The organism is Bradyrhizobium sp. NBAIM08, from assembly GCF_020193935.1.
GTDB lineage: Bacteria > Pseudomonadota > Alphaproteobacteria > Rhizobiales > Xanthobacteraceae > Bradyrhizobium > Bradyrhizobium yuanmingense.
The window spans coordinates 1-580 of sequence record NZ_JADYVR010000083.1 but is presented as its reverse complement, the minus strand read 5'-3'; the positions used below and the strand labels follow the sequence as shown (position 1 = coordinate 580).

The 580-nt window shown below is 73.6% G+C and carries 1 protein-coding gene; it reads right to left on the bottom strand.

What is annotated here, in order from left to right:
• Positions 1-580: hypothetical protein (locus tag I6F37_RS38505; protein WP_225154143.1), on the bottom strand; the 580-nt coding region annotated here is incomplete at both ends.

Here is a 580-nt window from a genome sequence, read left to right as displayed (position 1 = left end):
GGGTTGAGGTGGTCGGCGAGCACGGCCCGGCTGAGCTCCAGCCGGTCGAGCGTGGAGCTGACCACGGGGCTGCTCTCGTCGAGTCGGCCGCCATCGACGGCGGACTGGCCCGCGGCGCGGCCCTCGCGCACGTACGGCGTGATCGACGACTCGAGCGCACGCCCGTACTCGGTGAAACGCAGGCTGAGCGTGTCCAGCGGGTCGCTGACCGGCTGCCGAGGTTGCAGGTAGCGGAAGAACGCCGCGACCTGGTCCGGCACGTTGGAGGCCGGGTCGGCGCGGCCGTCGTCGGCGTAGGGACGGGCCAGCGCGTTGCGGCGGTCACCGGCGACGAGCCCGCGCAGCGTGTCGTCGGTCGTGAGCGCCTGCGGCAGACCCAGGGCCACGTAACCGTTGAGCAGCGTCTGTGCCCCGCCGACGCGCTCGGCGGCGGCACGCGCGTTCCTGGCCTGGATGTTGTCACCGACGGTGAGCGAGCCGTCCTCGGCGACCCAGTTGTCGAGGATCCCGGCGCGCAGCACCCGGAAGGCCTCTTGGATGCGGGGCATGACGGCGGCCACGCCGGCGGCGAACCCGGAGG